The organism is Streptomyces sp. NPDC096324, from assembly GCF_044763015.1.
In the GTDB taxonomy this organism is placed as follows: domain Bacteria; phylum Actinomycetota; class Actinomycetes; order Streptomycetales; family Streptomycetaceae; genus Streptomyces.
This window is the reverse complement of sequence record NZ_JBIWFK010000025.1, coordinates 15,253-41,958: the sequence shown is the minus strand read 5'-3', so window position 1 is coordinate 41,958 and position 26,706 is coordinate 15,253. Positions and strand designations below refer to the sequence as shown.

Genomic DNA, 26,706 nt, shown 5'->3' with positions numbered 1-26,706 from the left:
CCGCACCACCACCCGGCCGGACCAATCGCCGGTTTTTCGGCCGAATCGCCCTTAAATGGTCCGGTGACCACGCCCGCCGAAGACCACGCAGCACCCGCCCCGCCCCGGCGCGCTGCCCTGCTCACGGGACTCGCGCTCACCGCAGGGACCCTCGCCGCCGGAGCGAGCGCGGGCTGTTCCGCCCCGCGCGCAACCCACCCGCACCGGCCCACGACGCCTCCGGCCGCACCCAGCGCCCCGGCCGCCACGGCGACCCGGCAGGCCGCGGCGCTCGCTCCCGCCCCCCGCCGCTATCCCGCCCAGCCCCCCGAGATCACCCACGGCCCCCGCACCCACCCTTCCCGAGTGGCCCTCACCTTCCACGGCCAGGGCGACCCCGCCGTCGCGAAGGCGCTTCTCGGCGAGGCGGAGCGGGCCGGCGCCCGGGTCACCGTCCTCGCCGTCGGCACCTGGCTGGACGAGCATCCGGACCTCGCCCGCCGCATCCTCGACGGCGGCCACGACCTCGGCAACCACACGCTGAGCCACGTCGACATCAACGCCATGACGGCGGCGGAGGCGGCCGCGGAGATCCGGGGCTGCGCGGACCGTCTCAAGCGGCTCACCGGGTCGATCGGCACCTGGTTCCGGCCCTCCCGCAGCCCTCGGGCCTCCCCGCTCGTCCAACGACTCGCCCGCGACGCGGGCTACCCGCACACGCTCTCCTACGACGTCGACTCCCTCGACTACACCTCGCCGGGAGCCGCCGCCGTCACCCGCAAGGTACTGGCCGAGGTCGGTCCCGGCTCCGTCGTGAGCCTGCACTTCGGATACGCCGGCACGGTCGCCGCCCTCCCCGCCCTCCTGCACGAACTCGACCGCCGCGGCCTCGGCGCGGTCACCACCACGGAGCTGCTGAGCTGATGCCGACACCACCCGACTCCCCGCGCCGCGTGCTGACCGCCGGCGCCGCCCTCGCCACGCTCGCCCTCCTCGCGGGGTGCGGCGGTTCCTCCCCGGACCACGCCGGCCAGGCCCGCGGGACCACCAAGGCCGCGGTCCGGCCCGCCCCGGTGAAGAAGCCGGTCGTCCAGGGCCTGCCCGGCATGCCCCCGTTGCTGGACCCGGCGGACGTCTACGCCGCCGACCGTCCGGGCCGGCTCTCCCCGGTGGTCAAGGACTTCCCGTCCCGCGTCTACGTGCCCAACACCAACTCCAACACGGTCTCGGTCATCGACCCGAAGACGTACAAGGTCATCGAGACGATCCCGGTCGGCAACCAGCCCCAGCACGTCGTCCCCTCCTGGGACCTGAAGACCCTGTGGGTCAACAACGACCGGGGCAACACCCTCACCCCCATCGACCCGAAGACCGGCAAGGCCGGCAAGCCGGTCGACGTGCACGACCCGTACAACCTCTACTTCACGCCCAACGGCAAGTACGCGATCGTGATGGCCTCCCTCGACCGCGAACTCGTCTTCCGCGACGCGCACACCATGAAGACCGTCAAGACGGAACCGGTGAGCTGCTACGGCGTCAACCACGCCGACTTCTCCCCGGACGGCCGCTACTTCATCGTGTCCTGCGAGTTCAGCGGCGAGCTCCTGAAGGTCGACACCGAGCGGATGGAGGTCGTCGGCCAGCAGAGGCTGCCGTTCCACGGGGCCATGCCGCAGGACGTGAAGATCTCCCCGGACGGCAAGAAGTTCTACATCGCCGACATGATGGCCGACGGCGTGTGGATCCTCGACGGCGACAAGTTCACCCGGCCGACCCTGCTGAGCACGGGCAAGGGCGCCCACGGCCTCTACGTCAGCCGGGACTCGCGCGAGATGTACATCTCCAACCGCGGCGAAGGCACCATCTCCATCTTCGACTTCACACAGAACCGGCTCACCAGGAAGTGGCGGCTGCCCGGCGGCGGCAGCCCCGACATGGGCGGTGTCTCGGCGGACGGCAAGGTGCTGTGGCTCTCCGGCCGGTACAACTCCGAGGTGTACGCGATCGACACCCACACGGGTGAACAGATCGCCCGCATCAAGGTCGGCAGCGGTCCGCACGGCCTCGCCGTCTACCCCCAGCCCGGCCGGTACTCGCTCGGCCACACCGGCATCTTCCGCTGATCCGCGCCGGCGCTCGGCCCGCTCAGCGGGGCAGCAGCAGCGCCTCAGCGCCCACCGGCCGGTAGCCCGCCGCCTGGAACGCCCGCAGACTGCGGGCGTTCCCCGCGGCCACCTGGGCCCAGACCGGCTCGCCGGCCAGGTGCCGCGCCGCCGTCGCGAGCGCCCGGCCCAGTCCCCGGTGCCGTACTCCCTCGTCCACCTCCAGCGCGATCTCCAGCCGGCCCCCGACCCCGCGTCCGAGGACCAGGACCCCGCCGTCGGCGGCCCACGCCCTTACGTCGTCGCGCCGCCTGCGCGACCCCGCGATCCGGGGGTGGGCCAGGTCGTCGATCTCCGTCAGCGCGAGGGCCGCGGGGCCCGGGAGCGGGGCGGCGACGGACAGCAGGTCGACCGTGTCGGTCGCCCGCCCCGTCCGCTCCAGGAACGCGGCGAGGAAGCGCGGGTTCATGGTCGCCGCGAGCGCGTCGCAGTCCAGGGCCCCCAGCGCGGCGCGCACCCAGCCCTCGTCCTCGTCGGTGAAGACGACGGAGTGCGCGGTGAACGCGAGGACGCCGGCGTCGCGGGGACAGTGCTGGCGTACGACGGTGGTGGCGCCGTCGGGCGGCGGGAGGACTCCGCGGGCCGCTCGGTCCAGAATGTCGCGCAGAGTTCCGGGCATGACTGTCCCCCGCCGCTTGAGTCTCCACCCACTGGAAGGGCCAGACTCGCAGACATGATCGACGACGGCACCGGACTTCTCACCATCGGCGAGCTGTCCCGGAGCACCGGCCTGGGCGTCCGCACCATCCGCTACTGGTCGGACGAGGGCGCGCTGCCCCCGGTGGCCAGGTCGGCGGCCGGCTACCGGCTGTTCGACGCCGGCTCCGTGGCCCGCCTGGAGCTGATCCGGACCCTGCGCGAACTCGGGCTGGGGCTCGGCGACGTCCGCGCGGTCCTGGCGGGCGAGCGGACGGTGGCGGAGGTCGCGGCAGCGCACGTGGCCGCGCTGGACGCGCAGATCAGGTCGCTGAAGGTGACCCGGGCGGTGCTGTCGACCGTGGCACGACGTGGTTCGAGCGCACAGGAGACGACACTCATGAACAAGCTGGCGCGGCTCTCGGCCGCCGAGCGCGGACGCATCGTCGACGACTTCATGGAGGAGACCTTCGGCGGTCTGGACACCGCCGACCCCGACATCCGTACCCGGCTGCGGTTCGACGTCGGTGATCTGCCGGACGACCCGACACCCGAGCAGGTGGACGCCTGGGTGGAGCTGGCCGAGCTGATCCAGGACCGTGGCTTCCGCGCCCGGATGCGCGAGATGATCGAGTTCAACGCGGCGGACCGGGGGCCGGACGTGCCGCCGGGCACCTCCCTGTGGTTCATGAGCCGGCTGGTGCACCTCGCGGGCGAGGCGCTGGAGCGGGGCGTCGACCCCGGGAGCCCGGAGGCGGACACGGTGCTGCGCGGCCTGCTCGGCGACGCGGACCGGGCCTCCGTACTGGCCCGCCTGGAGTCCGCGGCCCATGCCGAGGTGGCCCGTTTCCGGGAGCTGAGCGCCGTGGTGCGCGGCCTGGACCCGCTGTCGGCGCACCGTGAGGAGTTCGCCTGGGTACTCGCCGCACTGCGCGCTCACCCGGACCGTTAATCTGACCTCCGTAACCAAGGCAGCAACGCATGCAGTGATGCACGACGAAGGGGCGGACAGTGGCCGACATCGAGGAAGCACGCAAGCAGTTCGAGCGGATCGATACGGACGGTGACGGGTTCATCACCGCGGCCGAGTTCAAGTCCGCTCTCGCCCAGGGCGGCGACTGGAACGTCACCGAGTCGGTGGCCGAGGCCGTCATCGCCAGCCGCGACCTCAACGGCGACAAGGTCCTCTCGTTCGACGAGTTCTGGACCCACCTGAACAAGTGACCCGGGAAGGGGGGACCCGACGCGGGTCCCCCCTTCGCGCGTCCCGGCCGTTCCGTGACGGCCGTTCCCGGAGCCCGGTCACCCGGTCGCGTCTTCGCCCATTCGCCCGTTCGCCGCGTCCGCGGAATAGGCCGCGCCGGACCGCAGTTGACGTCCCCCGACAGACGTATGCACGTGCATCGACTTCGGAGGGCATGTCATGAAGATCGGCATCATCGGCGCGGGCAACATCGGCGGCAACCTCACCCGGCGGCTCACCGCTGTCGGGCACGACGTCTCCGTCGCCAACTCTCGTGGTCCCCAGACGCTCGGAGCGCTCGCCGAGGAGACCGGGGCGACCCCCGTCACGGTCGAGCAGGCGGCCCAGGGCGCCGACGTCGTGATCGTCACGATCCCGCTCAAGGCCGTGCCGAACCTGCCGGACGGCATCCTGGACGGCGCCGCCGAGGACGTCGCCGTCATCGACACCGGCAACTACTACCCCCAGCAGCGCGACGGCAGGATCGCCGGGATCGAGGACGACGGCCTCACCGAGAGCCGCTGGACCGCCCGGCAGATCGGCCACACGGTCGTGAAGGCCTTCAACGGCACCTACGCCCAGGACATCCTCGACCGCGCGCGCCCGGCCGGCGCCCCCGACCGCCTGGCCCTCCCGGTGGCCGGCGACGACGAGGCGGCGAAGCGGCGCGTACGCGACCTCATCGACGAGATCGGCTTCGACACGGTCGACGCCGGCGGCCTCGACGACTCCTGGCGCCAGCAGCCCGGCACCCCCGTCTACGGCCTCCAGGAAGGCCGCGACGCGGTGACGAAGGCGCTCGCGGAGGCGTCCCCGGAGCGCGCGCCGGACTTCCGCGGCTGAGAGGCCGGTCCGCCACGCACCATCACCGGGGCGTCACGCACGCTCACCCGACCGCTTGGCTCAGCACGCCGGACGGGATCTTCGGAGCGTGCGGATAGCCGGCGGACCGGTGCTGGAAAGAGAGGATCTTCGGGTTCTGGACGACCCCGTCACGGATCTCGATGGCCTTGCGGACCGTGCTGTCGGCGTCCCACGCGGCGGGGCCGCTCATGACCTTGCGCAGGTAGGGGAGGAGCGCCTCGCTGATCTCCCAGGTGGCGGAGTTCCACAGATGGGAGGGGCTGTGATCCACCGCGTAGTAGTGACAGCCCGCTCCGACGGTGGGCATGGGCTCGTCGAAGGTGGTCGGGCGGGCCCATGCGAAGCCCATTCCCTCGTCGCAGGCGACGTCGATGAAGAACGTGCCCGGCCGGAACAGGGCGAGTTCCTCGTCGGTGACGAACATGAGCGGCGCGTCGGTGTCCTGCAGGACGCAGTTGACGATGATGTCGAACCCGGCCAGGTACTCCGCCAGCGGTACGGGCCCGGCCGGGGTGGCGGCCTGCAGGCGCGCGGGAGCGCCCGGCTGCTCCGCGAAGTGGCCCATCACGACCGAGGGCATCGGTGAGGCGACCGCCGCGGCGGCGCGCTGGGTGAGCACCGTGACGTCGGAGACCCCCATGGCGCCCAGGCCCGTGACCGCTCCGCGCGCCGTGGCGCCGAAACTGATGACCGCCGCGCGCAGGCGGCGCCCGTAGCTGCCGGTCAGCCCGCCGAGCTGCAGGGCGTGCAGCACCGAGCAGTAGCCCGCGAGCTCGTTGTTCTTGTGGAACACATGGACGCTGAAGGCGCCCGTGGAGGTCCAGTGGTTCATGGCTTCCCAGGCGATCAGCGTCAGCCGCCGGTCGATGCCGATCTGGGTCGTCCTCTCGTCCTGCACGCAGTGCGGCCATCCCCACAGCACCTGGCCCTCGCGCAGCTCGGCGAGATCGTCGTGCAGGGGCTTGGGCAGCAGCAGGATGTCGCACTCGGCGACGAGTTCCTCGCGGGAGCGCAGCCCGGCCACGAGGGGCCGCAGCGCGTCGTCGGCGACGCCGAAACGCCGGCCGTAGCCCCGTTCGAGGAAGATCCTCTCGCGTACGTCCGGGGCGATCCGTTCGAGGTGGCCGGGGTGCAGCGGCAGCCGGAACTCGTTCTCCTTGCGGGAGGAGGCGACTACTCCGAGACTCATCAGACTCATGTGGGGCGGCTCATTTCCTGCCGGACGCGAAGCGCTCCGGCCTTGCCGTTCCCCGAGGGCGACGCCGCGATGGATGGCGGCGTGCGAGGTGCGCTCGGTAAGCCAACCGTACTCCGGTCCCGGACGGCGACGGACCGATGACCTCTAGGCACCGCCCGCCCACGCGCGCAGGGCGGCCTCGGTCGCGAAGTCCGCGACGTCCCGGTCCACCGGCTCGGAGGTGTACTGGTGGAAGCGCCACTTCGCCTGGATGCGGGGTTCGCCGGCGGTGACGTAGTCGGCGATCCACAGGCCGTCGCCCGCGTACGAGGTGGTGTCGATGTTCAGCCAGAAGTTCCGGTTCGTGTAGAGCACCACGCGGTTGTCCGGACGGAGTTCCTTCACCCTGCGGATGAAGCGGTCCTTCTCGGCGTTGCTCGCGTGCGTGCCGTCGCCGGTGGTCTCCCAGTCGACGGCCAGCAGGTCACCCGCCCTCTCGGGGGCCTTGCTCACGAAGTAGGCGGCCTGGGCGCTGATGTTGCCGGGCCACAGGAAGTGGTAGAGACCCACGACGCAGTCCGCGTCGCGAGCGGTCCTGACCTGCGCGGTGAGTTTCGGATTGACGTACGAGCGGCCTTCCGTCGCCTTGACGAAGACGAAGGAGAGGCCGGCGGTGCCGTACTCGGACGACTGGTAGGCGCTGACGTCGATGCCTCGCAGCATGGGGGGAGCCTCCGTGCGTGGGGGGAGGGGGCGGGTCGCACGGGGCGCTGCCCGGTGACCGATGCCCGGCGGCCGCGGGGAACGGCCGCCGTTGTCCACGGGGTGGTCCGTCGAGGACAACTGTCTTTGTGGTTCCCGCACTTCGCCCCCTCCACGCTCGCACGTGTGACCGGCACCCCGTGCCGGTCCGCGCGCGGACCGGCGCCGGGCCGTCGGCCGTCGGCCCGGTCCGGTCCGGCCCCTCGGGCGTGAGAAGACGGCCGAAGAAAGTACAGCACCGTGGGCGGGCTCCGACACAGGCGGAAGTACCAGTCGCGAAAAAAGGTGCGGGGACCATCGTCCTATAGGCACCGGACCCCACGAACCGTCACATTGGAGACCACGGCGAGAAAACGCGCAAAGGTCATGACGGGAGTGATCGTGTCCGCCCAGATAGCAATTGATCCCGGCCGCTTCAGCCAGTTCGGGGAAGCCACCGGAAGCACCTTCTGTCTGATCACGAATTCCGAGCTGGTGGATCGGATCGAAGTCGTCCAGACGGCACCGTACCGGGAATTCCTCACCATCACGCTGGACGCCGGCGACCGGTTCGAGGAAATCCTGGAGAAGAGGATCCCGGAACCCGCGCACGTACTCGTGGTCTCGCCCCACAGGTTCTTCGAATCACCGGACCCCGATCTCGTCGGGCAGCGGAAGATCATGGGAATGGCGTGCAATTCGACGCCGACCGGTCTGGACGAGATCCGGCATTTCCTCGGTGTGATGGAACGGACCTCGGCGGCCGAACAGGCGGCGTTCTGCGACACCTTCTTCGAACTCGCCGAGGACTCCGAGCAGCTCGTGTACGTCGACCCCGTGCACGGCACCCGCGCCACCCTCGACCATCTGCGCGAGGGCCTGGTGTGGAACCAGCAGGCGGGACCACTGGACTGGGGCGACCAGCAGATCGTCCCCTCCGGCGAGATCAGCGTGCTGCCCGTCGAGATCAGGGAGTTCGACGAGGCGCTGAAGCTGCCCCTGGAGGGCGAGATCACGCTGCGCGGCTACCCGATCCTGCACAACGGCACCCCCTCGTTCTCCCGGACCGACCAGGCCCGCATCCACGCACAGCTCTGGGCGATGCACGACAACGCGATCAGGGCCACCGTCGAGGACGGCAGGATCACGCGCCTTCGGGCACTGGACGCGGGAGCGGCGCCGGCCGTCGCGATGCTGGAGCAGATGTTCGCCGTGGACTCCCGGTACCGGATCGTCTGGGAGATCGGCCACGCGCTCAACACCTCGCACGACATCCTGCCCGGCAACCACGCCATGAACGAGGTGTACGGCGGTACCGAGGGGTGTCTGCACTTCGGCCTCGGACTCACTCCGTACACCCAGTACCACCTGGACATCATCTCTCCCGACACCCGCGTGCTGACCAGTAATGGAGTCGCGGTGATCGGCCACCCGGACCACCCCACCGTGGAAAGGGTCGTGCCCCTCGCATAGCGGGTCACGACCGCCCGGCCGGGGTGAACGCAAGGAAATCAACCCAACAGGAGGTGACTCCCCATGAAGAAGATCAAGGTGCAGAAGAACCGCAACTACCTGGGCACGCTCCTGGGCTGAGTACCGACCCGCGGCGGGGCAGTAGTCATGCCCCGTCGCGGGGTTCCCCATTTCCTCTCGTGAGGTTCCCGTATTTCTCTTCCAGGGAGTTCTCCGTGCCACCGCCTGACATCACGACGAGCGACTTCGACCAGTTCGGCCGGCCGACCGGGACATTCTGTCTGATCACGAGCGAACGGCACGGCGACCTCGTTTCCCCGCGTCCCGGCGACGGATATTCCCGCGTGCTTCCGCTGACGCTCCCTCCCGGCACCCGCCTGGGCGAGCTGATCGAGCGGAGCGTCCCCGAGGACGCGCACGTGCTGGCGGTCTGCCCCGGGCGGTTCCTCGACTCGCCGACCGAGCGGGAGCTGGGCGGCCGCAAGCTGGCCGTGCTGCCGGCCGGATCCACGCCGCTGACCGACGAACACGTCCGCTACTTCCTGCGCACCGCCGCCCGCACCGACGTCGCCCGGCACGCCCAGGTGGCCGAGGAGTTCTTCGACCTGGTGGGCGACAGCGACCGGCTGACGATCATCGACGACGTCTCCGGCACCGAGGCCGAGTTCGACCACACGGCCGGCGACTGCGTCTGGAACCAGCAGGCCGGCGTCCTGGAGGAGGGCGACCAGCAGATCTTCCCCTCGGGCAAACTGAGCGTCACCGCCGCCGAGATCACCACCTTCGAACCGGAGGCCCGGCTGCTCGGACTCCAGGGGGAACTGACCCTGCGCGGCTGGCCGATCGTCCACCGCCACCAGGACCCGGCCGACGGCGCCGACCAGCGGCGGCTGTTCGAAGCGCTCACACCGCTCGTCTCCAACGCCGTGACGCTGCGCGTCACCGCCGGAAGCATCGAGAGCGTCACCCCGCAGACGCCGGGGGCGACGTCGGCCGCCGTGGAGCTGGAGAAGCTGCTCACCGACGATCCGCGCTACCGCGTCATCTGGGAACTCGGCTTCGGGATCAACACCACCACGGAGATCATCCCGGCGAACTGCGGCCCGAACGAGGTGTACGGCGCCACCGGCGGTGTCGTGAACCTCGGACTGGGGATCACGCCGGCCACGCGCTTCGCCCTGGCCTTCCTGTGCCCCCGCAGCTCACTGGTGACATCGGACGGCACCGCCGTCCTCGGCGCCCGCAAGGCGGTACGCCGCGGCCGGATGCAGCGCGTCTCCAGCGCGAGCTGCGGCTGCCACTGACCCCAAGGAGGGAAGCACGCCATGACGATCAACTCCGAACTGCGCAAGAAGGTCGACGCGGTCCTCGACACCTTCATCAAGGACTTCTACGAGACCGTCCCCTACGCCCAGCACCAGAAGAACGCCTCCGAGCTGAACCTCGACTACTACAAGCGGCACAACATCGAGACGATCCTGCGGCTGCGCCGCAAGCGGACCGTCGACGCGCTGGCCATCAAGTACTTCACCAAGGTGGACCCCGTCCAGGCCAAGGCGTGGGCGCACTACACCGACGACGAGATGCTGCACGACCGGCTGTTCGCCGCCGACCTCGCCAAGGTCGGGGTCACCAAGGACCAGATCTACTCCACGGAACCCCTGCTCTCCACCAAACTCCTCACCGGATACCTCCAGTTCGGCATGGAGTTCGAGGACAGCCCGATGGCGCTGATCACCAGCGTGTACTTCGTCGAGTACGTCACCACGCGCACCCAGCCCGACTGGCTGGACAACCTCGGCGACGTCCTCGGCGAGGAGAACGTCAAGGGCGCCCGCGCGCACGTCAACACCGACCTCGACGACGACCACGACGACTTCGTGTGGCGTGTGCTGTCCACGCTGATCCACTCCGAGGACGACGAGCGGAAGGTCGTCGAGCACCTCCACAACGTCTACTGGCTGTGGAAGCTCTACTTCGTGGAACTGCACCAGCTCACCGTGCTGGGCAAGAGCGACGCCCAGATCCCGCTGCCCACCGCCTCCGAGGTCTGAGCGGGCCGGCGGTGACCGACGACGACCGAGCCACACGGCCCGGCGGGCGGTCCGGGGTCGAGGTACTGGCCCTGCCGCCCGGCCGGGAGCTGCCGGGCCGGACCGAGAAATGGATCGTGGACGGTCTGGTCCTCGCCATGCCGGGGCTCCACACCCGGCAGCTCTTCACCCTCCGCCGCGAGATGCTGACCGACGCCGAGTACGTCGTCGTCGGGGTCGACCGCGAACGCGACCGGGTCATCTCGCTGCTCACCTCCCGCTGGGCCGAGATCCCGTCGGGGCGGCCCTGCCTCCACATCATGATCCAGTTCGTGGGGGACGCGTACCGGGGCGCCACGGTCTTCAAGGAGAGCTGGGCACTGCACTTCGCCCGGCTGCTCGCCGACGGCCGCCCGTTCCCCGAGGTGATCGCCCTCAAGACGTACAACCCCGTGGCGCACTGCGCGATGGCGGCGTTCAGCGGTCATCCGGACATCGCCATGTACCCGGACCTCGCGGGCAAGGACGACAGCCAGGAGGCCCTCGCGGCGGAGGTGGCTGCGGCGCTCGCTCCCCGGGCCGCGTTCGACCCGGCGCGCGGGGTCATCCCCGGCATCGGCCGTCCGCTCGACCTCTACCGGGAACGGCCGCTGAGTCATGTGCCCGAGGCCAACCGGTACTTCGCCGAGCACACGGAGCCGGGGGACCGGGTGCTGTGCCTGCTGAACGTGCCCACGCGGGCGGGGGCGCACGCGATCCTCACGGCCCTCGGAGTGCCGTTGCCCTCCGGGCGGAGCTGAGACCAGGCAGGCAGTCAGGCAGTCAGGCCCCCCAGGAACTCGAGGCAGCGATGGCGGACACATCGGACACCTTTCCCCCCGACTACTCCCGGGCCCGCGCCGCCTTCCTGGGCGCCGCCGAGGAGGCCGGCGCGCGCCTGAGGACGTTCACCCTGCCGGGGCACCTCGGGCCCGACGGCGGCGAACTCTGCGTGGACACCGCCTGGCTGGGGCCGCCCGACCCGGCGAAGCTCCTGGTCACGGTCTCCGGGACCCATGGCATCGAGGGCTTCTGCGGTTCGGCCTGCCAGACCGGCATCCTGCTGCGGGAAGGCGTCGCGAAGGCCGCCGCCGAGTCCGGCACCGGTGTCCTGCTCGTCCACTCCCTCAACCCCTACGGCTTCGCGTACCTGCGGCGCGTCAACGAGGACAACGTCGACCTCAACCGGAACTTCGTCGACCACGCCGCCCCGCCGCACAACGACGCCTACGACGCCGTGCACCCCACCCTGGTGCCGGCGGACGCCGCCGCGTTCGTGCCCGGCGACCTGGTCGCGGAGCTCACCGCGCTCCGCGGCCGGCTCGGCGCGCAGCACCTCCAGGAGGCCGTGACCCGGGGCCAGTACCGCCATCCCGACGGGCTGTTCCACGGCGGACGTGCCCCGGTGTGGTCCCGGCGGGTGTTCGAGACGGTGGTCGCCGAGCAGATCGCGGGCGCCGGCCACGTCGGCTACATCGACCTGCACACCGGGCTCGGCGAACGCGGGGCCGGCGAGCCCATCTTCCGCGGCGGCCGGGACGCGGACGCCCACCAGCGGGCCCGCCGCTGGTACGGCGACGCGCTCACCGCCTCCGAGGAGGGCACGTCCTCCTCCACGCCGATCGTCGGCAACACGGCGACCGCGGTGGCGGACGGCCTCGGCCCGGGCGGCCGGCTGACCGCGATCACCCTGGAGTTCGGTACCCAGCCGGGCCCCGAGGTGCTGGTGGCGCTGTGCGCCGACGCCTGGCTCCACCGGAACCGCCCGCCGGCCGACGCGGTCCGCTCCGGCCTCAAGCGGCTGATCCGCGACGCCTTCTGCCCGGCGGACGACGCCCGTTGGCGCGAGCAGGTCCTCCAGCGGGCGCGCGAGGTCTTCGACCAGGCCCTCACCGGTCTCGCCGACGCCAAGCCGGGGGAGCCCGGCTGACCGGCCCGCGACCCCGCCCGTACCACCACCGGCGGCGGCCACCCGTCCGGGTGGCCGCCGCCATGTCACCCCGCCCCCACCGGCCAACTCGCCCGCCGCACACCGATCGCCGAACAGGCCGGACGGGGCAGCACCGGTCGCGGCCGCGTCGGGCATCGGCCCATACCGCACCGGGCCCGCGCCGCACCGGGCCCGCACTGGGCCGGACCGGCGGCGGGCGCCGGTCCGGTTCCGGCACGGTGCCGCCTCAGGGGGACTTCCGGCCGATCGCGAGGACGGCCGTTCTCGGCAGGGTGCAGGTCCAGGAGCGGGCGGACGGGTCGTACGCGGCCGAGAACGTCTCCAGGGACCCGTCGGCGCGCCGCTCGCGGAAGACCGACTTGGCCAGCTCGACGGTGTGACGGGCCGCGTCCGCCGCGTGCCGCCGCTCGATCGCGGAGAGGCCGTACATGTCCAGCAGGTAGCGCCCCAGCTCCAGTTCGGCCTCCCGGGCCGTGGCCGCCGTCGCCACGTACGGGTCGGCCATGTCGGTCACCTCACCGGACTCGAAGCCCGCCTTCGTCAGGTACCCCCACATCTCCTCCCGGGTGAAGTGACCGAAGGCGTGGCCCGTCCGCGAGTACGGGTCGACCACGTCCTGGAACCAGGTCTCCATCGGGGACCCCACGAGGAAGTCGTGGAGGAGCAGGACCCCGCCGGGCCGCAGCACCCGGTACGCCTCGTGGGCGAGTTCGGCGCGGTCCTCGGCGGCGATGTGGTGCGAGCCGTAGGCGACGAGGACCGCGTCGACACTGCCGCCGCGCATGAGCAGCCGGTCGGCGCGCTGCACCAGCGCCGGACAGTGGGCCGCCCAGGCGGCGCGCACCATGTACGGGGAGGCGTCGCACGTCAGCACGGACAGGCCGGTCACGTCCCGGGCGTCCGCGACCCTGCGGACCAGGCCGTCGCCGCCGAGCACGTCCACGACGACGGCGGGCCGCCGGTCGGTCCGGGCCGGCACCAGGGAGAGCAGATGGTGGATGCCCTGCGCGCGTGCGGTGAGGTTGCGGGCCTGCGCGCGGATGTACGAGGAGCCCCGGCCACCGGCCCCGTCCGCGCCGAAGTCGTCCTTGAAGTCGTCGGCCCCGGCTTCGGCCAGGCGCGCCCAGGCCCGGGCCCGTGCCGGGTCGACGCACGCGTGCAGGTCGGGAGCCGCCCGGCCGAGCCGGTCCAGGTGATCCGCCATGTCCGCCTCGCCGAACGTGACATGACGTCCCGCCAGTCCGGTCACGACCGCTCTCCCACGGACTCCAGGAACAGCGCGAGGGCGAGCGCCATGCGTTCGATCTCCTCGGGATCCACGCTCTCGTCGGGCGCGTGGATGAGGCACTGCGGCTCCTCGACCCCGATCAGCGCGATCTCCGCGTCCGGGAAGGTCTCCTGCAACGCGTCGCAGGTGGGGATCGAGCCGCCCTGCCCCGCCGTCGTCAGCTCCCGCCCGAACGCCTCCCGCATCGCCTCGGCCAGACGCGCGTAGGCCGGGCCGTCGGTGCGGGCCCGGAAGGGGCGGCTGGAGGAGAGCCGGACGGTCTCCACCTCGACCTCCCAGGGGGCCGCCCGCTCCAGATGCGCCTTCAGCGCCTCCCAGGCGGCGTCCGGTTCGGTGCCGTAGGGAATGCGCAGATTGAGCTTGGCCGTGACCTCCCCGAGCACGGCGGGGGCGGATCCGACCACCGGCGGGCAGTCGATGCCGACGACCGTGAGGGCGGGCCTGGCCCACAGCATGTCCGCCACACTGCCGTCGCCCACCAGCCGGACGCCCTCGCGCGCCCCGATGTCGTGACGGTAGCGCTCGGCGGGATACTCGGCGCCCTGCCAGCGCCCGTTGTTGTCGAGGCCGTCCACGGTCGTGTTGCCGGCGGCGTCGTGCAGGGTGGCGAGCATCGCGATCAGCGCGTTGAGCGGGTCGGGGGCGGGGCCGCCGAAGGAGCCCGAGTGCACCGGCCCGGCCAGCGAGCGGACGGTGACGGTGGCGTGCACGACGCCCCGCAGGTCGGTGGTGGCGGTCGGCAGCCCGGCCTCGGAGTTGCCGGTGTCGCACACGAGCACGGTGTCGGCGTACAGGAGCTTCGGGTTCTCCCGGATCAGGGTGGCGAGGCCACCGGTGCTCTGCTCCTCGGCGCCCTCGGATATGACCTTGACGCCCACCCCGAGCCGGGTCAGGTCACCGAGCGCCCGCAGCGCGGTGAGCTGCATGACGATGTTGCCCTTGCAGTCGGCGGCCCCGCGCCCGTACCAGCGGCCGTCGGCGCGCTCGGTCAGGGTCCACACCGGGGTGGTCCAGGCGGGTTCGTCGAGCGGCGGCTGGACGTCGTAGTGGCTGTAGAGGAGGACGGTGGGGTAGCCGGGGGCGGCCGGCAGATGCCCGTACACGGCCTTGCTGCCGTCCGGGGTGTCCAGGAGTCGCGTCCCGGGGACGCCGGCTCCGGCGAACAGCCGGGCGACCAGGGCCGCGGCGCTCTCGCACTCCTCCACCGGATACTGCCGTGGGTCGGCGACGGACCGGTGCGCGACCAGGTCCCGCAGGTCCTCCTGAGCTCGGCCCATCAGTTCGCGCACCTGTGCGCGCAACGCCTTGGGCGGCATGCGGCCTCCTTCTCGGTCGGTGTTCGGGGGTGTGTTCCGGGTCGTCGCGCACGAGCGTCGGAGGCGCCCGGACCGGGTGGTCCGGGGCGGTTCGCGGTCCGGGCCGGTTCGAGGCGTCCTGATCCGGGAGGGCGGTCCGGGGCGGTCAGCCGGACGGGGACGGTGGGCCGGCCGGCGCGGCCCCGGCGGTACGGCGCCGGTCCACCGCCTCGGCGAGCGAGCGGCGCACCACGCGGGTGCCCGCCCCGTAGCCGACTCCCACGAGGGCCAGCACCAGCCAGAACAGCGGCAGCGCGGCATGGCCGGCGGCCAGGTCGAAGCCGCCGCCGACGAAGCCGCCCAGCATGCCGCCGACGCCCCAGGCCATCGTGGAGTAGCCCAGATAGAGGCCGGTACGGCCCTCGGTCGCCAGGCCCGCGACAACCGCGTCGACCACGCCGCAGAACAGCGACTCGCCGATCGAGGTGACGATCACGGCGGCGACGACGGGGCTGATTCCGTCGACCGAGCACAGCAGCCAGCCGCCGCCGAGCAGGACCCCGGACGCCGCGAACAGGTCCAGGCGGCCGATCGTGGAGCGCTTCTCGACGCGTGAGCCGATCAGCCACACGGTCAGCATCACCACGACGGCGTTGCCCGCGGTGAGCAGGCCGACCAGGTCGGAGTCGAGCTTCTGGTGGACGACGGTCAGGGGCAGCGCGACCCGGTACTGGGTGATGAGGAACCAGCCGCCGACCGCGAGCGAGCAGAAGATCATCAGCGGCCGGTCGTGCAGCGCCTCGGCCATGGCGGCGGGTCTGATGGGTGCCGCGTTCGTGGCGTGCAGCCCGCGCAGCAGCACCGCGGAGGTCACGGCGAACCCCAGGTGCAGCGTGGCCGCGATGAGGAACCCGGCCTTCATCGCGTCGGCCGCCATCAGCGCGGTGCCGATCAACGGGCCGATCAGGGCGGCCCCGTTGATCGACACGTAGTAACGGCTGAGGTTGGCCGCGACCCCGCCGGACTTGCTGGAGGCGAGGACGCTGCGCGCGCCGTTGTTGTTGAGGGACCCGCCGACGCCGAGCAGCGCGACGGCCGCGGCCCAGACGGCGAAGCTGCCGCCCGCCACGGTGAACACGACGTACGCGCCCGCCTCGACGGCGAGCCCGAGGGTCAGGATCCGGGCGGCGCCGAAGCGGTCGCTGACCCAGCCGGACGGGATGCCGAGCCCGCGCCGGGTGAACTCCATGACGGCGAAGAGCAGACCGGTCTGGAAGCTGCTCAGCCCCTCGTCTTTGGTCAGGTGCACCGCGAGGAACGGCACGACCATGAAGAAGCCGATGTTGGTGGTGAAGCGGCCGAGGATGACGACGTACGCCGGACCCCGGCCCGTGAGGAACCGGCCGGGCCGCGTCCCCGGGGCACGCTCGGCCCGCCGCGGCCCCTGGTTCCCGGCGAGCGTCACCCCGTCTCCCTTCTCGGAGGTCACCGCGCCCCCTCCTCGTCGGTGCGGACGACGATCCGGGCGGCCGCGGCGTCGGCCGCCGCGGCGGCGGCCTTGGGGTCGGGGCCCGCGGCGACGACGTGCCCGGCCCGGTTCCAGGAATCGCCGAGCGGCACCAACTCGTCCCCTGCCTTGGGGAGTTCACCGATACGAATCACGCCTTCCATGGCCAGGGCCTCGGTCACCCCCGTCACCTCGGTGACCCGGCCCGGCCGGGGGGTGAGGTAGCGGATCGAGGCGCCGCCCGCGTGGCCGGCGTCCGGCCCCGGCAGGACGCCGTGGGCGAGCGCGAGGACGGCGCCCTGGAGCATGTCGACACCGGTGACGTGGTGGACCAGCTCCCAGATCTGGTCGCCGCCCTGCCGGGCGTTGATCTCGACGACGGTGGCGCGCTCGCCGTCCTCGGCGAGCATCACCTCCGTGTGGCAGGGGCCCCAGGCGTAGCCGACGGCGTCCAGGGCCTTCACCGCCGCGTCGACGACCGTCCCGTGCCGGTCGGGTGGCAGCGGCGCGGGCAGGTCGTGGCCGGTCTCCACGAAGTGCGGGGCACCCGAGGTGTGCTTCCGGGTGACGGCGAGGACCCGGTGGCGCCCGGCGGCCGACAGCGACTCGACGCTGAACTCCTGGCCGGTGAGGAACTCCTCGGCCAGAACGGTGGACGCGGACGCGCCCTGCGGCCAGGCGAAACCGGTCCGGGCGCCGCTGGTCCAGGCCCACGCCCGGGCCAACTCCTCTTCCGTGCGCACGAGATGGACGCCCGTTCCGCCGTTGCCCTCGACCGGTTTGAGGATCACCCCGGCCGGAGTGCCGCGGAGCAGGGTCCGGACCTCCTCGACGGTGGAGCACACCCGGTGGGCCACCGTGCCGAGGCCGCGGTCCCGCAGGTGCGCGCGCATGGCGGCCTTGTCCTGGGTCAGCGCGAGCGTGGCGGGCGTGTTGCCGCGCGCCCCCAGCGCCTCGGCCACCACGCTCGCCGGGCGCAGCGAGAGTTCGGTGAGCCCGAGCACCGCGTCCACGGGCCGCCGGGCGTGCACCTCGCGGGCGACGGCGAGCAGCGCCTTCGGGTCGGTGAAGTCGGCGTCGACCACCTGGAGGGCGAGGGACTCCTCCAACTCCCGGTCACCGCCGGGGCGGTGGACCACGGTGAGGGCGACCGGAAGGCCGACGAACTTGCCCAGGACGTCGTGACGGGGACAGATGAGCAGGAGGTGGGGTACGTGGGCCCCGAACGACTGGCCCGGCATGTCAGGCGGTCCCCCCTTCGCCGGCCGCGTCCTCGGCGCGCGCCGCGTTCCACGTCCGCTCCAGCTCGCGGATGCGGGCCGAGTCCTTCTCGATGGCGCCCCAGTCGTCGGCTCCCTGGATGACCCAGCCCAGGCTGGTGGTCACGTCGTTGGTGAGCGGCATGTCCCGGCCCTCGGGCGGGATCGACATGGAGTACGTGGTGGGCAGGTCGGCGATCGCCCGGAGGATCTCCATGTTGTGCACCGGTCCCGCCAGGTCCGAGCAGAGCCAGAGCGTGCGGACCTCCTTGACGAGCTCGAACGACGGCGTGAACTCCCCGTCGAGGACGTGTCGTACGGTGCGCTCGATCTGGTTGTCGCCGGTGGCCAGGGACCCGGAGATCATCATGCAGCTCCCCGAGTAGCGGGCGGCCAGCTCCACCAGGCGGGGGCCGTCCTGCGTCATGATCGCTTCGGCGTGCGTGGAGCCGTTGCGGATGCCGACGGCGTCGGCGGCGCGCATCACGTAGGGGGCGAGGACCGCCACGTCGGGGTGGTCGGGGGCCAGGAAGTCGGCGACGTCGTAGATGCCGTAGCGGGGGCCCCGGTCGTGCTTGGCGTAGACGCAGGTGTCGACCAGGCCGTGCCGCCCGTCCACCGAGTACAGGTCGACGATGTACTCGGGTCCCTCCAGGAACTCCTGCACGATCACGGTGTCGTTGCGCAGCTCGAACCCGTTGACCTGGCCGAGGATGTGGGTGAAGTGGCCGAGCCACTCGCCGCCGGCGGGCACGAAGTGCACGTTGTCGGTCCCGGCGCTGTGCGGCGGCTTCAGGATCAGTGGCCGGCCGGTGAGGCCACTCGACTCGATCCACGCGGCGGCCTCGGCGGGGTCCGCGGTCGACAGGGTGCGCGGACCCGGCACTCCGGCGCGCTCCAGGGCGAGTGCCATCTCGCCTTTGTGGCGCTGGTATTTGGCGCTGCCGGGTACGTTCTGGAACTGTGGCATCAGACGTTCCACGAGCCGCGCGGCGAATTCGACACCGCTCTCGTTGCCGGTGACGATCCCCACCGGGTCATAGGATTCCACAAGCTTCGCCATTGCTTCGAAGTCGCCGTCGTAATAATGCACGGCTTCGAAGTCGTCGGGGTACCAGATGTTCTTCTTGACGAATTTCGCCAGCGGCTGTGGGGTGCTCATGACGGTGACCGGCAGCACGCCCCGGGCCCGGAAGGCGCTGGCGAAGCCCCGGTCGTCGCCGTCCCTGATGTGGTAGCCGTCTACGACGATCACGTACCGCCGCCCAGTGGACTTCATGGCTCAACTCTGCTGGCCGGGACGGCTCCCGCGACAGTGGCGGAACGGACACGCAACCACGATTTACTGCCAGCGGAGCCCCCGGGGCCGGCGCCCGGCCGGGCCGGTGCCGGGGCGCGGACCGGGGTGTTGATCCGCTGACTTCCGATATGTGCCGGTGGTTGTGATTGAGCCGTTTCTGTCATAGGGCAAGGGACCTATGGCGAGACGCAGACCGACTGGCTACTGTGGCCCTCGCCTGGTCGAAATTCTGAGTGAAGGTGACGTCGATTCACCGAGTCGGCCGAGACGTCTGGGTGCGCGTCGCCGTTCGTCATGCAATTTCTCGGAATTCCGAGTCAAGTCGATGAAGGCGGGGACGGACTGTGGAATCGCTCGGGTGGGGTGGCGGGATGCCGGAGCATGAACGATTAATCGCCTGGCAGGCCCCACCACTGAAATTCGGTGTCGGCGCCACCGGGGACCTCGGACACGAACTGCGCAGAGCGGGTGTCGCCTCGGTGCTGCTGGTGACCGATCCCGTCCTCGCCGGGCTCGGCCTGCCGGCCCGTGTCGCCAAGCAGATCGAGCAGGAGGGGATCTCGGTCACGCTCTTCGACCGGGCCCGGGTCGAACCCACCGACACGAGCGTCGCCGAGGCGGCCCGTGAACTGGAAGCCCTCCAGGTGGACGGCTACGTCGGGCTCGGCGGCGGCAGTTCGATCGACACCGCCAAGATGCTGAACCTGCTGCTCAGCCACCCCGGCCGCCCGGTACGCGACTACCTGAACGCCCCGATCGGCGCCGGAGCCCCGGTCCCGGGCCCGCTCAAGCCCCTGGTGGCCGTGCCCACCACCGCCGGCAGCGGCAGCGAGTGCACCGCCATGGTCGCCCTCGGGGTGACGGACCTGAACGTGAAGACGGGCATCAGCGACCTGCGGCTGATGCCGTCCCTGGCGCTCGTCGACCCGGTCAACACCCTGACGCTGCCCCCGGCCGTCACCGCCTCCTCGGGCTACGACGTCCTGACCCACGCATGCGAGTCGTACACGGCCCGCGCCTACGACCGGCGCCCCCCGTATCCCACGCCCGCCGACCGTCCGCTGTACATCGGAGCCAACCCGATCAGCGACGTATGGGCGGAACAGGCGCTGGAGCTGGTCGGCCGCCATCTGCGGCGCGCCGTGCTCAACCCCGACGACCTGGAGGCCCGTACGGGAATGAGCCGGGCCGCGAGCTTCGCGGGGATGGGATTCGGCAACGCGGGTACCCACATCCCGCACGCCTGCGCCTACCCCGTGGCGGGGATGGTGCGCGACTACCGGCCCGACGGGTACGAGGTCGACCACGCCATGGTGCCGCACGGGGCGGCCGTCGTCTCCACCGCGGCCGCGGCCTTCGAGTTCACCTACCCGACCTCTCCCGAACGCCATCTGCGCGCGGCCGAGCTGCTCGGCGCGAACCTCGACGGGGTGACGGAGGCGAACGGTTCGGACGTGCTGCCGGCCACCCTGCTGAGCATCGTCGCGGACACCGGGGGACCCACCGGGCTGCGGGACTTCGGCTACTCCGCCAAAGACCTCCCCGGCCTCGTCGAGGGCGCCCTCAAACAGCGGCGGCTGCTGGTGTGCTGCCCGCGTGACGTGGCCCCACGTGATCTCGAGCGGGTCATCGCCGGTTCGATGACCCACTGAACCACCGAAGAAGTGCGCCCCCCACGCCAAGGAGCTGGATGCACCCGTGAGTGATGCATCGATACCGGAACACCCGGCCGTCATCGCGGGGAAGCAGGTTCCCACGGACCGGTGGATCGACGTCCTCGATCCGTCGGACGCCCGCACCGTCGCCCGCGTCGCCCGCTGCGGCCCGGCCGAGATCGGGGCGGCGGTGGAAGCGGCCCGGCACACCCACGAGACGGTCTGGCGGTTCGCGACGCCGGTCGAGCGCTCCCGGATCTGCCACCGCATCGCCGAGGTCCTGCGCTCCCGGCGCGGCGAACTCGCCGCACTGGAGACGCTCGACACCGGCAAGCCGCTGCGCCAGTCGTTCACCGACGCCGACATCGCCGCCCGCTACTTCGACTTCTACGCCAACGCCGTGGAGAGCCTCGGCGGCGAGACCATCCAGCACCGGCCGGACCGGCCGGCCTTCACCCTGCGCGAGCCCTACGGCGTGTGCGGGCACATCATCCCCTGGAACTACCCGCTCCAGATAGCGGCCAGGACCCTGGCACCCGCCCTCGCGGCCGGAAACTGCTGTGTCCTCAAGCCCGCCGAGGACGCGCCGCTGACCTCGCTCCTGCTGGTGGAGATCGCCGAGGAGGCGGGGCTCCCGGCGGGCGCCCTGAACGTCGTACCGGGCCACGGAACGGAGGCCGGCGCCGCACTCGCCGCGCATCCCGGCCTGGACCGGCTCGCGTTCACCGGCTCGCGGGAGGTCGGCGAGGCCGTGATGACCGCGGCGGCGCGCACCATCGTGCCGGTCACCCTGGAGCTCGGCGGGAAGTCCCCGCACCTCGTGTTCCCCGACTTCGACGCCGAACGCGCGGTGCCGCAGATCGTGGAGTCGATCACCGAGCACGCGGGGCAGAACTGCTCGGCCGGCAGCCGGCTGCTCGTCCACCGGTCCGTCCACCGCGAACTGGTGGACGCGCTCGTCGAACGGTTCCGCGCCCTGACCATCGGGCCGGGAGCGGCCGATCCCGACATGGGGCCGCTCATCTCCGCGAGACAGCGCGAGCGGGTGCTCGGCCACCTGGCCGGGGGCCGGCGCGACGCCGTTCTCCGCACGGGCGGTGGTGTCCCCCGAGGGAAGGCCTGTGCCGAGGGGTTCTTCGTGGAGCCCACCATCCTCGATCAGGTCACCCCGGAACACCGGGTGTTCAACGAGGAGATATTCGGTCCCGTCCTGTGTGTCTCCGTCTTCGACTCGCTGGAGGAAGCGGTCGCCCTCGCGGAACACACCACGTACGGACTGGCCGCCGGAGTGTGGACGTCCGACGTGACGCGTGCCCACTGGCTCGCCGGGCGGCTCCGGGTGGGGCAGGTGTTCGTGAACAACTACAGCGCGGCCGGGGGAGTCGAGCTGCCGTTCGGCGGCTACCGGCGCTCGGGAATCGGAGTGGAGAAGGGGCTGGAGGCGCTGCGTGAATACACGCGGTGCAAGACGGTGGCGATCCACGCTCAGCTTCCTTCCTGACGCGGTACCCCGGTTTCCTTCGCACGATCTCGGCCCTACGGAGAAGAGCGGTCCGGTCAATTCACCTCGGTGGAGGGAGTCCATCTGATGTCGCCTGTTGTGCGCGGGTCGGTCGAGGAACCGGGGACCCGGCAATGCTGTGTGGTCTGCGGGGCACCGGCGCAGCCCGTGACGGCCTTGGCCGAAGGTGTCGCCAAGGTGCACAAGGCCCTGGGCGAGGCGCAGGACGCCCTCGAGGCCCAGGAACAGTTGATCGAGGACCTACGGGCCGACGGCCGGCGCGGCGCCGTCCCCGCCCCGCCGCCCTCCGCGGAGGCGGCCGGGGCACGCCAGGCCCTCGCCGTGCTGACGGCCCGCGAACGTCAAATTCTCGTCCTCATCTCCCAGGGGAATTCGAATCGGCGTGTGGCGAAGGCACTCGGCATATCCGAGAAGACGGTGAAGAACCATTTGTCCGCGGTCTTCATGAAGGTCGGCGCGTCCGATCGGACGCAAGCCGTCGTCATGGGTATCCGCAGCGGGATCGTGTCCATCGGCCAGCCCGTCGACGATGTGTCCCACCCATGAGCGCCGGCGGGTGAATCCCGACGCGCTTCCGGGTCCATGCCGTGAGTATGAGGGCTGATCCGGCCAAGCGACAGCGGAGGGACTGTCAGAACACCATGTATTACTGCCACATTGGAAAACATGCTGAAGAACGTAGCCGCGGTCCTGCTCGACAACGTCCATCCCTTCGAGCTGGGTGTCGTGTGTGAGGTATTCGGGATCGACCGTCGTGAAGAGGGGCTGCCCGCCTACGACTTCGCGCTCGTCGCCGCGGAATCCCCGTCGGTGCGGGCGGTTCCCGGATTCACCATCAGCACGCCCTACGGCCTCGACCGGCTGGAGGAGGCCGACCTCATCGCCATACCGGTGGGGGACGACTTCCACACCCGGGAGTTTCCGCCCGCCCTGCTGGAGGCCCTGCGCCAGGCGGTGGCCCGCGGCGCCCGCGTGGTCAGCGTCTGTGTCGGCGCCTTCGTCCTGGGCGCCGCGGGACTGCTCGACGGACGCCGCTGCACCACGCACTGGCGGTACGCCGACGCACTCACCGAGCGCTATCCGAAGGCCCATGTCGAACCGGGCGTGCTGTACGTCGACGAGGACCCGATCCTCACCTCGGCCGGCACCTCCGCCGGGATCGACGCCTGCCTCCACCTCGTGCGCAAGCTCCAGGGCAGCGACGTCGCCAACGCCATCGCCCGGCGCATGGTCGTACCCCCGCACCGCGAGGGCGGCCAGGCCCAGTACATCGAACGGCCGGTCGCGCAGTACGGGGAGGACGGGGTGCGCGAGGTGCTGACCTGGGCCGAACAGCACCTGGACCAGGAGATCAGCGTCGAGCAGCTCTCCGCCCGCGCCTGCATGTCGCCGCGCACGTTCGCCCGCCGCTTCAGGGCGGAGACCGGGACCACGCCCTACCGGTGGCTGCTGGCCCAGCGGGTGCTGAGCGCCCAGCGGCTGCTGGAGAACACCGACGAGACGATGGAGGCCGTGGCCGCCCGTACGGGATTCGCCAACGCGGCCGCCCTGCGCTACCAGTTCGTGCACTTCCTCGGCACCACCCCCCACGCGTACCGGCGGGCCTTCCGGGGCCGGTTACCGGACGTGACGACGTACTGAGCCCCGGACGGGGCGACAGGAGGACGGGAATGCTGCGCATCGCGGTAGTCGGCGCCACCGGAGCGGTGGGCCGGGAATGCCTGGCCCTGCTCGACGGCGGGATCGTGCCCGTGGAACAGGTGGTGCCCGTGGGATCGGCGCGCAGCGTCGGCCGGGACCTGGGCCGTGAACTGGGCCTGTCCCTGCCCCTGGCGGACCTGGTCACCCTCGACGAACTCGACCCCCGCGGCCTGGACGTCGCCGTCTTCTCCGCGGGCGCGGAGATCAGCGGCCGGGAGGCCGAACGGCTGGCCTCGGCCGGAGTGCTGGTCGTCGACAACAGCTCGGCGTTCCGGATGCGGCCGGACGTCCCGCTCGTGGTGCCCCAGGTCAACCCCGCCGCGCTCGACGACCGGCCGGCGTCCGGCCTCGTGGCCAACCCCAACTGCTCGACCATCCAACTCGTGCGAGCCCTGCACCCGGTGCACGAACTGGCCGGTCTGGAGAGCGTCGTGGTGGCGACCTACCAGGCGGCCTCCGGCGGCGGGGTGCGCGGGCTGCGGGAACTGGCGGAGGAGTCCAGGGCCGTCCTGGACGACCCCCGTACGCAGGGCGCCCCCGGCGGGCGCTTCGGCCAGCCGCTGGCCTTCAACCTCGTGCCCGAGATCGGGCTCCCGGACGGACACGGCCTCACCCACGAGGAACGCAAACTGGTCCGCGAACCCCGCAAGATCCTCGGACTGCCGGACCTGCGGGTGAGCGCCACCGCGGTACGGGTGCCGGTCTTCGACTGCCACTCCGAAGCCGTGCACATCGCCCTGCGCGAGCCCGTCACCGCCGCGGCGGTCGAGGAGGCCCTGGCCGCGACACCCGGCCTGCGCGTCCACCGCCGCTCCCACAGCCCCTCGTACCCCATGCCCCGCACCGTCTTCGCCCGGCGCGAGGACCGGGCGCTGGTCCACGTCGGCCGCGTCCGCGTCGAGCCCGAGGACGACCGCGCCCTCGCGCTCTGGGTCGTCGCCGACAACCTGTGGGTGGGCGCCGCCCTGAACGCCCTCCAGATCGTGGAGCTCGCCGCGAAGAACGGATGGCTGGGATGACGGGCCGTCGCGCCCCGGCCCCCCGGCCGCTGGTGCTGAAGTTCGGCGGCTCCGCCTTCGCCGACCTCGACGGCTACCGCCGCGTGGCCCGGTACGCGGTGCGTCGCGGGACCGAGGAGGAGCGCCCGGTGGTCGTCGTGGTGAGCGCGATGTCCGGTACGACGGGCAGACTCCAGCAGACCCTGGACGCGCTGGCCGCCGACCCGCCCGCCCCGGCCGCGGCGATGCTCCTGACCGCCGGCGAGACGGTGAGCGTCGCCCTGCTCGCCGCCGCGCTCGACGCCGCGGGCGTGCCCGGCTGCCCGCTGCCCGCGGCGGCCACCGGGCTCCTCGCCGAGGGGCCCGGCGACCGGGCGGAGCTGGTCTCGGCCAGTCCCGAGGCGCTCACCAGGGCCCTGGCCGACTGCCCGATCGCGGTGGTCCCCGGCGGACAGGCCGTCGACGCGGCCGGGCGGACCGTCATGCTGGGCCGCAACAGCTCGGACCTCTCGGCGGTGGCGACCGCCGCGACGCTGGGCGCGGACGCGTGCGAGCTCTTCTCCGACGTGCCCGGGGTGTGCACCGCCGACCCCCACCTCGTGCCGGAGGCGCGCACCTTGACCCGGATCAGCTACGAGGGAGTGCGCCGCATGTCCCGCCACGGCGCGAAGGTCGTCCACGAGCGCGCCGTGGACTGGGCGGAGCGCGAAGGGGTGCGACTGCTGTGCCGCCCCTTCCCGTGGAGCCGGGTTCCGGAGGCCGGGACGGCCGTCGGCGCGGGTCCGGCGGCGGCAGCGGTCGTCGTGCTCAAGGACAGCGACGTGTGGTCCTTCCGGTCGGGACGGGAACGCCGGTCGGTGGGCGGACGGCTGCGGGCCGAGGGCCTGACGGTCACCGAGTTCGAGACCTCGGACGAGGTGTGTCTGGCGGTGCCGGCCGGGGCGCGGGGCGTGGCCCGGCACGTGCGGACCGCGCGCCTCCTCGACGGCCTGTGCCTGGTCACCACCCTGCGGGCGGACGGCCGGGCCGAACACACCGTGGTGCCGCGACCGGAGGCCGCGGCCGAGGCCCGCAGGCGCCACCTCCTGCTCTACCCGGACACTCCGGGCGCCCCGGGGCCGGCCGGTCCCTCGCCGGCCAAGGCCCGTTCCGCCCACAGCGACGTCCTGATCGGCCCGGTGCCCGCCCCGGCCCAGGTGCCCGTCCCGACGCCGGTCCCGGCCTCCGTCCCGGAGGACGAGTGCCCCGACTGACCCGGAGGCCGGGCGGACGGAGCGGACCGGCCGGCGAGGGACGCCGACGCGGAACCGCAGGTCAGGGCCGCCGACGTCCGCCGGAACACACCGCTCAACTCCGGCACGGCAACGGCCTCTTGGCGCGATCGCCGCCATGGATCCTCGGCTCGGTCCCCGGGTTCCCGTGGCGGACCGCCGTACCCACGAAGGGCTAGAACATGTATGCTCGTCCGAAGTGTGAACCTAGTGGAATTCCGCCGACCGAACCTGACGACGAGTCAGGATCCCGGCGAGTTCCTCTTGACCTATTGATATCCACTTCGTGGTGACGGTCATGGTCCGTAGTGGTTCAGGAGCTGGTCGGGGGGCTGGTGTAGTGGCGGCGACTGCATGCGAAATTGCTGAATCGTTCGGCCTTGACCAGGTCGTACAGGGTGGCGAGGTTCCCCGGCAGGCGTACAACGCGGACGCCGGTGATACCCAACGTGAATTCCTTAAAGCGCGAGTATGGACTTCATGTCCGCGCGCCAAGTTCCGGCAAAGCATGACCGATCACGAGAACTGACTGACCATCATCGTGGAACGGAACTCGCCGGGGTCCTGGTGATGAAAAGCGCCGTCGCCGATAGTCACGCCCATTGACGAGGT

General features: G+C 71.7%; 24 protein-coding genes. 16 read left to right on the top strand and 8 right to left on the bottom strand.

All coding sequences use genetic code 11. The features are described 5' to 3' along the window. The first annotated feature begins 63 nt into the window (after positions 1-63). Positions 64-903, top strand: a complete 840-nt coding sequence (locus tag ACIQ7M_RS39065; protein ID WP_403653353.1) for a polysaccharide deacetylase family protein — start codon at positions 64-66, stop codon at positions 901-903. Next, positions 903-2,102 (top strand): YncE family protein, encoded by a 1,200-nt coding sequence (locus ACIQ7M_RS39060; protein WP_386985402.1) that lies wholly within the window; start codon positions 903-905, stop codon positions 2,100-2,102. The genes ACIQ7M_RS39065 and ACIQ7M_RS39060 overlap by 1 nt, the downstream gene beginning before the upstream one ends. 22 nt (positions 2,103-2,124) lie before the next feature. On the opposite strand, the gene ACIQ7M_RS39055 is transcribed toward ACIQ7M_RS39060, so the two are convergent. Further along, positions 2,125-2,760: a GNAT family N-acetyltransferase gene (locus ACIQ7M_RS39055; RefSeq protein WP_386985404.1), complete on the bottom strand. Its 636-nt coding sequence runs from the start codon at positions 2,758-2,760 to the stop codon at positions 2,125-2,127. A 54-nt stretch (positions 2,761-2,814) separates the two neighbouring features. Between ACIQ7M_RS39055 and ACIQ7M_RS39050 the strand changes: the two genes are divergently transcribed. From ACIQ7M_RS39050 to ACIQ7M_RS39040, 3 genes are all read left to right on the top strand, one after another. Next, positions 2,815-3,729, top strand: coding sequence for a MerR family transcriptional regulator (locus ACIQ7M_RS39050; protein ID WP_403653349.1), 915 nt, complete (start codon positions 2,815-2,817; stop codon positions 3,727-3,729). Between the two features lie 59 nt (positions 3,730-3,788). Further along, complete coding sequence (locus ACIQ7M_RS39045; RefSeq protein WP_351130755.1) at positions 3,789-4,001, top strand: EF-hand domain-containing protein; 213 nt, start codon at positions 3,789-3,791, stop codon at positions 3,999-4,001. A 199-nt stretch (positions 4,002-4,200) separates the two neighbouring features. Further along, positions 4,201-4,863, top strand: a complete 663-nt coding sequence (locus tag ACIQ7M_RS39040) for an NAD(P)-binding domain-containing protein (protein ID WP_355762222.1) — start codon at positions 4,201-4,203, stop codon at positions 4,861-4,863. Positions 4,864-4,906: 43 nt separating this feature from the next. Here ACIQ7M_RS39040 and ACIQ7M_RS39035 read toward each other — a convergent pair whose 3' ends face one another. Both ACIQ7M_RS39035 and ACIQ7M_RS39030 read right to left on the bottom strand, forming a co-directional pair. Then, entirely contained in the window at positions 4,907-6,082 is a 1,176-nt protein-coding gene (locus tag ACIQ7M_RS39035; RefSeq protein WP_403653344.1) for a N(5)-(carboxyethyl)ornithine synthase, read from the bottom strand. A 144-nt stretch (positions 6,083-6,226) separates the two neighbouring features. Then, a complete protein-coding gene (locus tag ACIQ7M_RS39030; protein ID WP_355762216.1) occupies positions 6,227-6,784 on the bottom strand; it encodes a glycoside hydrolase family 25 protein in 558 nt (185 codons plus the stop codon). Positions 6,785-7,189: 405 nt separating this feature from the next. Here ACIQ7M_RS39030 and ACIQ7M_RS39025 point away from each other — a divergent pair, with 405 nt between their 5' ends. The 5 genes from ACIQ7M_RS39025 to ACIQ7M_RS39005 all read left to right on the top strand — a co-directional run bounded on the left by ACIQ7M_RS39025 (position 7,190) and on the right by ACIQ7M_RS39005 (position 12,277). After that, positions 7,190-8,275 (top strand): hypothetical protein, encoded by a 1,086-nt coding sequence (locus ACIQ7M_RS39025; RefSeq protein ID WP_403653341.1) that lies wholly within the window; start codon positions 7,190-7,192, stop codon positions 8,273-8,275. 215 nt (positions 8,276-8,490) lie between these two features. Next, positions 8,491-9,579, top strand: coding sequence for a hypothetical protein (locus ACIQ7M_RS39020; protein ID WP_403653339.1), 1,089 nt, complete (start codon positions 8,491-8,493; stop codon positions 9,577-9,579). A 21-nt stretch (positions 9,580-9,600) separates the two neighbouring features. Further along, a complete protein-coding gene (locus ACIQ7M_RS39015; protein ID WP_355775742.1) occupies positions 9,601-10,329 on the top strand; it encodes a hypothetical protein in 729 nt (242 codons plus the stop codon). Between the two features lie 11 nt (positions 10,330-10,340). Then, positions 10,341-11,108, top strand: a complete 768-nt coding sequence (locus tag ACIQ7M_RS39010; protein ID WP_355775740.1) for a hypothetical protein — start codon at positions 10,341-10,343, stop codon at positions 11,106-11,108. Positions 11,109-11,158: 50 nt separating this feature from the next. Continuing rightward, positions 11,159-12,277, top strand: coding sequence for a M14 family metallopeptidase (locus ACIQ7M_RS39005; protein WP_403653335.1), 1,119 nt, complete (start codon positions 11,159-11,161; stop codon positions 12,275-12,277). Positions 12,278-12,524: 247 nt separating this feature from the next. Here the strand turns inward: ACIQ7M_RS39005 and ACIQ7M_RS39000 are convergent, their stop codons facing one another. The 5 genes from ACIQ7M_RS39000 to ACIQ7M_RS38980 form a co-directional block, all read right to left on the bottom strand. Beyond that, on the bottom strand, positions 12,525-13,547 hold the full coding sequence (locus ACIQ7M_RS39000; RefSeq protein WP_386980899.1) for a methyltransferase domain-containing protein: 1,023 nt from the start codon (positions 13,545-13,547) through the stop codon (positions 12,525-12,527). Continuing rightward, a complete protein-coding gene (locus ACIQ7M_RS38995) occupies positions 13,544-14,902 on the bottom strand; it encodes a dipeptidase (RefSeq protein ID WP_403653331.1) in 1,359 nt (452 codons plus the stop codon). The genes ACIQ7M_RS39000 and ACIQ7M_RS38995 overlap by 4 nt, the downstream gene beginning before the upstream one ends. 145 nt (positions 14,903-15,047) lie before the next feature. Next, the gene (locus ACIQ7M_RS38990) at positions 15,048-16,370 is read right to left on the bottom strand and encodes an MFS transporter (RefSeq protein ID WP_403653328.1); all 1,323 of its coding nucleotides are present in this window, start codon (positions 16,368-16,370) and stop codon (positions 15,048-15,050) included. Further along, on the bottom strand, positions 16,367-17,629 hold the full coding sequence (locus ACIQ7M_RS38985; RefSeq protein ID WP_403653325.1) for an ATP-grasp domain-containing protein: 1,263 nt from the start codon (positions 17,627-17,629) through the stop codon (positions 16,367-16,369). Before ACIQ7M_RS38985 ends, ACIQ7M_RS38990 begins: the two co-directional genes overlap by 4 nt. Position 17,630: 1 nt before the next feature. Beyond that, positions 17,631-18,926, bottom strand: a complete 1,296-nt coding sequence (locus tag ACIQ7M_RS38980; RefSeq protein ID WP_386980906.1) for an ATP-grasp domain-containing protein — start codon at positions 18,924-18,926, stop codon at positions 17,631-17,633. 392 nt (positions 18,927-19,318) lie between these two features. Here ACIQ7M_RS38980 and ACIQ7M_RS38975 point away from each other — a divergent pair, with 392 nt between their 5' ends. The 6 genes from ACIQ7M_RS38975 (at position 19,319) to ACIQ7M_RS38950 (ending at position 26,076) form a co-directional block, all read left to right on the top strand. After that, positions 19,319-20,599: a hydroxyacid-oxoacid transhydrogenase gene (locus ACIQ7M_RS38975; protein ID WP_386980908.1), complete on the top strand. Its 1,281-nt coding sequence runs from the start codon at positions 19,319-19,321 to the stop codon at positions 20,597-20,599. Between the two features lie 46 nt (positions 20,600-20,645). After that, positions 20,646-22,103, top strand: coding sequence for an aldehyde dehydrogenase family protein (locus ACIQ7M_RS38970; RefSeq protein WP_403653321.1), 1,458 nt, complete (start codon positions 20,646-20,648; stop codon positions 22,101-22,103). A gap of 87 nt (positions 22,104-22,190) precedes the next feature. After that, positions 22,191-22,670, top strand: coding sequence for a response regulator transcription factor (locus tag ACIQ7M_RS38965; RefSeq protein ID WP_389846557.1), 480 nt, complete (start codon positions 22,191-22,193; stop codon positions 22,668-22,670). 120 nt (positions 22,671-22,790) lie between these two features. Continuing rightward, positions 22,791-23,765, top strand: a complete 975-nt coding sequence (locus ACIQ7M_RS38960; protein ID WP_355766159.1) for a helix-turn-helix domain-containing protein — start codon at positions 22,791-22,793, stop codon at positions 23,763-23,765. A gap of 29 nt (positions 23,766-23,794) precedes the next feature. Continuing rightward, entirely contained in the window at positions 23,795-24,844 is a 1,050-nt protein-coding gene (locus ACIQ7M_RS38955; protein WP_403653315.1) for an aspartate-semialdehyde dehydrogenase, read from the top strand. Then, entirely contained in the window at positions 24,841-26,076 is a 1,236-nt protein-coding gene (locus ACIQ7M_RS38950) for a hypothetical protein (protein WP_403653312.1), read from the top strand. Before ACIQ7M_RS38955 ends, ACIQ7M_RS38950 begins: the two co-directional genes overlap by 4 nt. Positions 26,077-26,706: the final 630 nt, after the last annotated feature.